Here is a 7,913-nt window from a genome sequence, read left to right on the forward strand (position 1 = left end):
CTCTTCGCAGGCGGCGTGCGCTTCGAGGAAATCCTTCAACCGTTCGAAGATCTTGGCGGCGGAGTCGGTATCGTCGCGCGCCTCGTCGAGCGCGGCGAACATGCGGCGCTGCTGATCGTGGTCGGCGAGGATGCAATCGACGATATCCATGGGCGGTCTTTTCCTGTTGCTGAAGAACTCTGGAACCCGAACGGCAGGCGCGGCCCCGGGTTCCAGCGTCAGCCGGGCGAGGCGGCGCTCCCCGCGAGAAGGCCGCCGTCCACCGTCAGCTCCGTTCCGGTCATGTAGGCGCTTTCCGGAGAGGCGAGGAAGACCGCCAGGGCGGCAACCTCCTCCACCGTTCCGAAGCGTTTCAGCGGCGTGTCGGCAACCAGCGCGGCCATCCGGTCTTCCCGGTCCGGCCCATCGCCCAGCATCGGCTCCCACATGGGGGTGAGGATGGCCGCCGGGTGAATCGAATTGCAGCGCACCCGCCAGCCCTGCTGCGCGGCATAGAGCGCCACGGATTTGGTGTGATTGCGGATCGCGGCCTTGCTGGCAGCATATGCCGCCGCGCCGGGAATGCCGACCAGGCCGGAGCGTGAGGAGATGTTGACGATCGATCCTTCGCCCGCATCGCGCATCGCCCGCAGCGCATAGCGGCAACCGAGGAAGGTGCCGTCGGTGTTGATGGCGTGCACCGCCCGCCAGTCGGTAAGGCTAGCGCTTTCCGGATCATGGGCGGCGGTGCCGCGTTCGAACCCGGTCACGCCCGCATTGTTTACCACCACGCCGACCCGGGGGGCGGCTTCGGCCAGCCTTTTCCACTCGTCCTCACCCGATACGTCGAGCGCCATGAAGCGGCAGCCAAGTTCGGCTGCGGCGTGCTCTGCGCCCTCCGAGTCGATGTCGGTCAGGATCACGTCCGCGCCTTCGGCCACGAATGCGGCGCAGATCGCCTTGCCGATGCCGCGCGCGCCGCCGGTCATCACGCAAAGCGTGTCGTTCAGTTTTGTCATAAGGATACCTCGGGTATCAGGATGGAAGGGCGCAAGCCGCCCCGGTCAATGTGTGCCGCGTCAGCGGAAAGTCTTGACCACCTGAGGATCTCCCGAATGCAATTTGGTGCGGGGTGGATAGAGTAATTATGCGAAGTTGTCGATTGAGGGCCGCCCCGACGGTGCAGTCCCGCAATGTCCGCCGCGCGCAAAGCCTCTCCACGGACGTGCGGCTAGGGCGGGAATTGGGGTAGGCAACCGACATTGCCGGTCTGAGCGCGAACCGTTAGCTTCCAGCCATGCTTTGGAACGTAATCGACAAGCGCAAGCGACCTTATCGGTGGCGCGAAATTAATGCGATCATAGAGGCGACAGAGCATGACAACTCATGCGCTGATGCCGACCAAGCGCCGGAAAGCGATCCGAAGGTGACAGTGGATCACGAGGCGCTTGAAGCCGTGTCAGTATCCGAGGCTATAAAGTGGGCAGAGAGCCAATCCTGCCCCGTCACTCTCTACCTTTACGACTTTGGTGCGGGGTTTGGTGATGAAGAGCATTTCACGAATGTCGAAGTGCGTTTCACCGACCGGGACGACATCTAAGAAACGTCCGCTATGGGGTCGTTAGCGGAAGTTCCGCTTTTCCAGTTTGGTGACACCAATCCCCACGCAGCAATGTCATGCGGCGTTGTCGATGCCCAGTTCGCCTAGTTTGCGGTAGAGTGTCGAGCGGCCGATGCCGAGACGGCGGGCGACTTCGGTCATGCGGCCGCGGTAATGGCCGATGGCGAGGCGGATCACGTCGGCCTCTATTTCCTCCAGCGCGCGGACGTTGCCGTCTTCTGTGTAGAGCATCACGGACAGGCCGCGCTGGCGGTTCTCGCTGCGCTTCTCCTGTCCGCCCAGCAATTCGGCAAGTTGCGGGAAGCAATCGGCGGTCAGCGCCTCTTCCTCACAGAACACCGCCGCGCGGAACAGCACCGCCTGCAACTGGCGCACATTGCCCGGCCAATCGTAGGCTTCGAGCAGCGCCAGCGCGCTGTCGGCGATGGAATGCTGCCGAAGCCCCGGCTGCTCGCCGATGCGGGCGAGGAAATAGCGGGTTAGGGCGGGAATATCCCCCGCGCGGTCGCGCAGGGCGGGCAGGGTGATGGCGGGGTTGGCCAGACGGGCGAACAGGCCCGCGTGAAATTCGCCCGCGGCGGTCAGCTGCGAGAGCGAACGGTCGCTGGAGGCCAGCACCCGCACGTCTATGCGGAAGCCGTGGGCGGCGCCGGTGGGCCTTACGATGCCGGTTTCCAGAACTTCCAGCAGGCGCTCCTGCTGCGCGGGGCCCAGCCGGTCTACCTCGTCGATCACCATCGTGCCGCCATCGCACAGTTGCAGCAGGCCGATCTGGCGGTCGAATGCACCGGGAAAGGCCCCGCGTTCATGCCCGAATAGCAGCGAATCGAGCGATTGCGGCAGGATGGAGGCGATGTTGATGGACCGCAGCGGCCCTTTGGCGCGAGGGCTGGATGCCTGGATCGCGCGCAGCAGCATTTCCTTGCCGGTGCCGCTTTCGCCTTCGATAAGCACATGGGCGTGGCCGCGCGCGGCCGTGGCGGCCTTGGCCAGCGCGGTGCGGAACGGCGGGGCGGTGCCCACCATGGCATCGAAATCGAGCGGCGCGCCCAGCTTTTCCGCCAGCGGCGCGAGTTCGGCGCGCGGCGTTTCGCGCCGGCCCGCGATGCGCAGCGCCTGCAGCATCTGTTCGGGCGCGACGGGTTTTACCAGGTAATCGGCGGCACCCGCGCGCATCGCCTCCACCGCCAGTAGCGGCGACGTGCTGGCGGTGAGCAGCAGCACGGGGATCTCGGGGCGCAGTTCGCGCAGATCGCGGATCAACTCGCAGGCGTTTTCGCCCGGCACCCACTGGTCGAGCAGGATCACCGAGATCTGATCGCCTTCCTCACCCCGAAGCCGTTCCAGCGCCTCTTCCGATGTGGTCGCGATGATGGCGCGATAGCCTTCGCGGGCGGCAAGCGCGCTGACGAGACGGCCCTGTGCGGGCTCGTCGTCGATCAGCAGCAGCAGCCGGTTGTCGATCGTGGCCATGAAATTGCGTTCGCCTTCCATGCGTAAGTGCTTAGCCCAGCTGGGCTTTCACGAAGCTGACTAGCGCAAAGGGGTGAAAGGCGGGTTAAGGTTGTCCCGTATCGGGAACGGAGGGAAATGGGCCCCGGGTCCCGCGCGGGCTTGAGCAACGCCAAGAGGCGCGATAGAGCCTTGGCCGTCATCACGCGCGGCATCGTGCCGCCCACAAGGGAAACGAAACCATGGCTTCGGCAAACGACATGGATGCGGCGAACCGCACCTACGGCAGCTTCATCGACACACTCAAATGGTCGGTGCCGCTTATTGCACTGATCGCGGCGTTCGTGGTCTGGCTCATCGCCTGAGCGCCCGGCGATCTTGCGCATAGCAGTCCTTGCCGAACGCGCGCCCGGTGAAAGCCGGGTGGCGATCTCTCCCGAAACGGTGAAGAAGTTCATCGCGCTTGGCGGCGATTGGGCGGTAACCGTGGCGGTGGAGCGGGGCGCGGGGATCGCAGCCGCCGTAACCGACGATGCCTTGCGAGAGGCTGGTGCCGAGATCGGCGATGCCGCCGGCGTGGTGAAGGAAGCCGACATCGTGCTCGGCGTCGTCGCCCCCGATCCGGCGCTGCTGACCGGGGCGAAGCCGGGCGCATGGGTCGCCGCGACTTTCGATCCGTTTCGCGAACCTGCGCGGGTCGATGCCTATGCCGCCGCAGGACTGGAGGCGCTGGCGATGGAATTCATGCCGCGCATCACCCGCGCGCAGAGCATGGACGTGCTCTCCAGCCAGGCGAACCTTGCCGGCTACAAGGCGGTGATTGCCGCGGCCGATACCTATGGCCGCGCCTTCCCGATGATGATGACCGCAGCCGGCACGGTGCAGGCGGCCAAGTGCTTCGTCATGGGCGTGGGCGTGGCGGGCCTTCAGGCCATTGCCACCGCCAAGCGGCTGGGCGCGCAGGTAAGCGCCACCGATGTGCGCAGCGCGACGAAGGAACAGATCCAGTCGCTGGGCGCCAAACCGATCTTCGTGGAAAGCGTGGCGGGAATCGAGGGCGAAGGCGCCGGCGGCTATGCCACCGAAATGAGCGAGGAGTATCAGAAGGCGCAGGCCGAGCTGGTATCGGGCCATATCGCCAAGCAGGACATCGTCATCACCACCGCGCTGATCCCCGGCCGGCCCGCGCCGCGCCTGATTTCGGATGCGCAGATCGCCAGCATGAAGCCGGGCAGCGTGATCTATGATCTCGCGGTTGCGCAGGGCGGCAATGTGGAAGGGTCTGTCGCGGATCAGGTGATCGAGAAGCACGGGGTGAAGATCGTCGGCTATGCCAACACCGCCGCCCACCTCGCCGCCGATGCGTCTGCGCTGTATGCCCGCAACCTCTACAACTTCCTGTCCGCCTTCTGGGACAAGGAAGCGGGCAAGCCGGTGCTGGACGAGGAAATCGGCGATGCCGTGCGCCTCACCCGGGGCGGCGAAGTGGTGAACGAGAAACTCGCCCGGAACTGATCCCCTTTGCGATCCCCCGGAACATCCGGGCCTTCCCCCCATTTGATAGGCGGGGACTGGGATGACTGAAGGGAATTACGGATGAATAAGCTGATTTTTGCAGGCGTTGGCGCCGCCGCGCTTGCGCTGTCCGGCTGCGCGACAACCATGAACGACGATATGGCGAGCGACAGCATCGCCTATGTCGATGGCGCGGCCATGTATCCGAGCAAGACCATCGTCGAAAACGCGATGAATTCGCCGATCCACACCACGCTGGTGGCGGCGGTCAAACAGGCGGGTCTTGTGGATACGCTGTCCGGAACCGGCCCGTTCACGGTCTTCGCGCCGACCGATGCAGCCTTCGCCAAGGTGCCGAAGGCGATGCTGGATTCCGCCATGATGGATTCCAACCGGCCCTTGCTGACCAAGATCCTGACCTATCACGTCGTGCCCGGCCGCGTTACCGCAGCCGATCTGATGCAGCGCATCAAGGCAGGCGGCGGCAAGGCCATGCTGACTACCGTTCAAGGGGAGCAACTGACAGCCTCCATGATGGGCAACATGGTCATGCTGACGGGCAAGAACGGAAGCATGTCGCATGTCACCCAGGCGGATGTCATGCAGTCAAACGGCATCATCCATGTCGTGGACGGGGTGTTGACGCCGACGATGTAACTGCCGCACCGGTATTACGGGGGGCCTCGGGCGGATTGCCGCCCGGGGCCCTTTATCGTTAACGACGCTCGACTTGCCCCTGCGCTCTTGCAATAAGCCGCAATCTGAGTGGGAAGGGGCAGACCTTTGGACTTCATCAGCATCCTGTCGATCTTCGTGCTGGCGTGTTTCGTCGGCTATTACGTGGTCTGGTCGGTTACGCCCGCGCTGCACACGCCGCTGATGGCGGTGACCAATGCGATTTCCTCGGTGATTATCGTCGGTGCGCTGATCGCGGCGGCGGCGGCGGATGTGCCGGGGGCAAAGTGGCTCGGGCTGCTCGGCATCGTGCTCGCCAGCGTGAACATCTTCGGCGGCTTCGCGGTGACGGCGCGAATGCTCGCGATGTACAAGAAGAAGGAGAAGAAGTGATGGCTCGCTTCGTCTCCAGCCTCGTCATTCCCGCGAAGGCGGGAATCCAGGGCAGCGCGCATAGCTCCTTGTGGCGCTGGATCCCCGCCTTCGCGGGGATGACGGTACTGGGAGCTACCCCCGCCCATGCCTCGACCGGAGAAGCGGTGAACCCATGGGTCGCTCTCGCCTATCTCTTGTCGGGCGTGTTCTTCATCCTCGCGCTGCGCGGCCTGTCCTCGCCCGCGACGAGCCGGACGGGCAACCGCTACGGCATGATCGGCATGGCGATTGCGATGGTGACGACGCTGTTGACGCATGACATCGCAAACCTGGTCGAAATCCTGATCGCCATCGCCATCGGCGCGATTATCGGCCTCGTCATCGCCCGGCGAATCGCCATGACCGCGATGCCCGAGCTGGTCGCGGCATTTCACTCGCTGGTCGGTCTTGCTGCAGTGCTGGTGGGCTGGGCGGCCTATCTCAATCCGGGTGCCTTCGGGTTGCTGGTGCCGATGGACACGATCGGGACGGATTACAGCCTGCCCATGCAGATCGGCGCGGTCTCGAAAGTCGAGATGGGTCTTGGCATCGCGATCGGGGCAATCACCTTTTCGGGCTCGGTCATCGCCTTCCTGAAGCTGTCGGGGCGCATGAGCGGATCGCCGATCCTGCTCCCTGCGCGCCATGTCATCAATCTCGGCACCCTGGCGGCGATCATCGTTCTGACCGCGCTGTTCGCGATGGCCGCGCCCGCGCAGACAATGCCGTTGATCGTCGGCCTGACGGTGCTGGCCTTCCTTATCGGCTTCCTGCTGATCATCCCCATCGGCGGGGCGGACATGCCGGTCGTGGTGTCGATGCTGAACAGCTATTCCGGCTGGGCGGCGGCGGCGATGGGATTCACGCTGGGCAATACGGCGATGATCATCACCGGCGCGTTGGTCGGGTCCTCTGGCGCAATCCTGAGCTATATCATGTGCCGCGCCATGAACCGCAGCTTCATCTCCGTGATCGCGGGCGGCTTCGGCGCGGACGACAGCGGTGCCGGCGGGGGCGAGGCCAAGGAACAGCGCCCCTACAAGCAGGGCAGCGCGCAGGATGCGGCCTTCATGCTGGAACAGGCCGAAAAGGTCATCATCATCCCCGGTTACGGCATGGCGGTGGCACAGGCACAGCACGCGCTGCGCGAGATGACCGACATTCTGGAAGAGAAGGGCGTTGAGGTGAAGTTTGCCATCCACCCTGTCGCGGGCCGGATGCCCGGGCACATGAACGTGCTGCTGGCAGAGGCATCGGTCGATTACGACAAGGTCTTCGAGCTGGAGGACATCAACTCCGAATTCGCGCAGGCCGACGTCGCCTTCATCATCGGCGCGAACGACGTGGTGAACCCCGCTGCCAAGACCGACAAGTCCAGCCCCATCTACGGTATGCCCGTGTTCGACGTGGACAAGGCGCGGCAGGTCTTCTTCATCAAGCGCAGCATGGGCGGCGTGGGCTATGCCGGCGTGGACAACGATGTGTTCTACATGGACCAGACCATGATGCTGCTCGCCGATGCGAAGAAGATGGTCGAAGACATCGTGAAGGCGATGGACTGATGGTGCGGCGGTTCGCCCTTGGCGCGGCAATCCTCGCCATCGTGACCGGCTGCGCGCAGACGATCGCCGAAAGCCGCGTCCGCTCCGCGCTGATCGATGCCGGGGTTGCCGAGCGTGAGGCCGATTGCATGGCCGGGCGCATGGTGGACCGGCTGACCATCGACCAGCTCCGCAAGCTCGAAGGGCTGAAGGCCCGGCCGGGCGAACGCGAACGCCCCGTGACACTGCGCGAATATGTCGAGCGGGTGCGCCGTGTCGGCGATGCGGAGGTGGTGACAGTGACCGCCAGTTCCGCCGGGCTGTGCGCGGTCGGCCTGGGCTGACCGGGTGGCTCGGGCAAACCCCCGAAACGAAAAGCTTTCCTACATCGCCGCAATTTGCCAAGTTCCCCGTTCGAGGAGCTTGACCCATGGCGCACACCTTCATCCCCTGCCACCATCGCGTGTTCAGGCTGGGGCTGTTAGAGTGACCTCCTGCGGTTGATACAAAATGAAATTGGTCAAAATTAATCCCAGCAATATTGATTGCTAATAAAGTATCACCACCACCAATGACAACTTGACTAGAACAATTAGCTAATAATGAGGCTAATTTACTAGACCCATGAGCAAAATTTTCGTTTTCAATCATACCCATAGGTCCATTCCATAATACTATCTCACTTTTTAAAATTAAATTATCTAGTAAATTGATTG

9 protein-coding genes and 1 pseudogene are annotated in these 7,913 nt (G+C 63.7%); 7 read left to right on the forward strand and 3 right to left on the reverse strand.

Annotated features, from left to right (window positions below; genetic code table 11):
• Positions 1-218: 218 nt before the first annotated feature.
• Positions 219-998, reverse strand: a complete 780-nt coding sequence (locus ACFDTG_RS15255) for an SDR family oxidoreductase (RefSeq protein ID WP_375291831.1) — start codon at positions 996-998, stop codon at positions 219-221.
• Between the two features lie 278 nt (positions 999-1,276).
• Here ACFDTG_RS15255 and ACFDTG_RS15260 point away from each other — a divergent pair, with 278 nt between their 5' ends.
• Positions 1,277-1,579, forward strand: a complete 303-nt coding sequence (locus tag ACFDTG_RS15260) for a hypothetical protein (RefSeq protein WP_375291832.1) — start codon at positions 1,277-1,279, stop codon at positions 1,577-1,579.
• A 75-nt stretch (positions 1,580-1,654) separates the two neighbouring features.
• Here ACFDTG_RS15260 and ACFDTG_RS15265 read toward each other — a convergent pair whose 3' ends face one another.
• Positions 1,655-3,073 (reverse strand): sigma-54-dependent transcriptional regulator, encoded by a 1,419-nt coding sequence (locus tag ACFDTG_RS15265; RefSeq protein WP_375291833.1) that lies wholly within the window; start codon positions 3,071-3,073, stop codon positions 1,655-1,657.
• A gap of 221 nt (positions 3,074-3,294) precedes the next feature.
• On the opposite strand from ACFDTG_RS15265, the gene ACFDTG_RS15270 reads away from it, so the two are divergent.
• The 6 genes from ACFDTG_RS15270 (at position 3,295) to ACFDTG_RS15295 (ending at position 7,541) form a co-directional block, all read left to right on the forward strand.
• A complete protein-coding gene (locus ACFDTG_RS15270) occupies positions 3,295-3,417 on the forward strand; it encodes a hypothetical protein (protein ID WP_375291834.1) in 123 nt (40 codons plus the stop codon).
• A 13-nt stretch (positions 3,418-3,430) separates the two neighbouring features.
• Positions 3,431-4,567 (forward strand): NAD(P) transhydrogenase subunit alpha, encoded by a 1,137-nt coding sequence (locus ACFDTG_RS15275; protein WP_375291835.1) that lies wholly within the window; start codon positions 3,431-3,433, stop codon positions 4,565-4,567.
• A gap of 81 nt (positions 4,568-4,648) precedes the next feature.
• The gene (locus ACFDTG_RS15280) at positions 4,649-5,224 is read left to right on the forward strand and encodes a fasciclin domain-containing protein (RefSeq protein ID WP_375291836.1); all 576 of its coding nucleotides are present in this window, start codon (positions 4,649-4,651) and stop codon (positions 5,222-5,224) included.
• A gap of 126 nt (positions 5,225-5,350) precedes the next feature.
• Positions 5,351-5,635, forward strand: a complete 285-nt coding sequence (locus ACFDTG_RS15285) for an NAD(P) transhydrogenase subunit alpha (protein ID WP_006833497.1) — start codon at positions 5,351-5,353, stop codon at positions 5,633-5,635.
• Between the two features lie 98 nt (positions 5,636-5,733).
• Positions 5,734-7,218, forward strand: a complete 1,485-nt coding sequence (locus tag ACFDTG_RS15290; RefSeq protein ID WP_375291838.1) for an NAD(P)(+) transhydrogenase (Re/Si-specific) subunit beta — start codon at positions 5,734-5,736, stop codon at positions 7,216-7,218.
• Positions 7,218-7,541: a hypothetical protein gene (locus ACFDTG_RS15295; protein WP_375291837.1), complete on the forward strand. Its 324-nt coding sequence runs from the start codon at positions 7,218-7,220 to the stop codon at positions 7,539-7,541. Before ACFDTG_RS15290 ends, ACFDTG_RS15295 begins: the two co-directional genes overlap by 1 nt.
• Positions 7,542-7,695: 154 nt before the next feature.
• On the opposite strand, the pseudogene pgk reads toward ACFDTG_RS15295, so the two are convergent.
• Positions 7,696-7,911: pseudogene (gene pgk, locus ACFDTG_RS15300) on the reverse strand (phosphoglycerate kinase); the annotation flags it as partial.
• Between the last annotated feature and the right edge of the window lie 2 nt (positions 7,912-7,913).

The sequence above is a fragment of the Qipengyuania sp. genome, assembly GCF_042095715.1.
Classification (GTDB): Bacteria; Pseudomonadota; Alphaproteobacteria; order Sphingomonadales; family Sphingomonadaceae; genus Qipengyuania.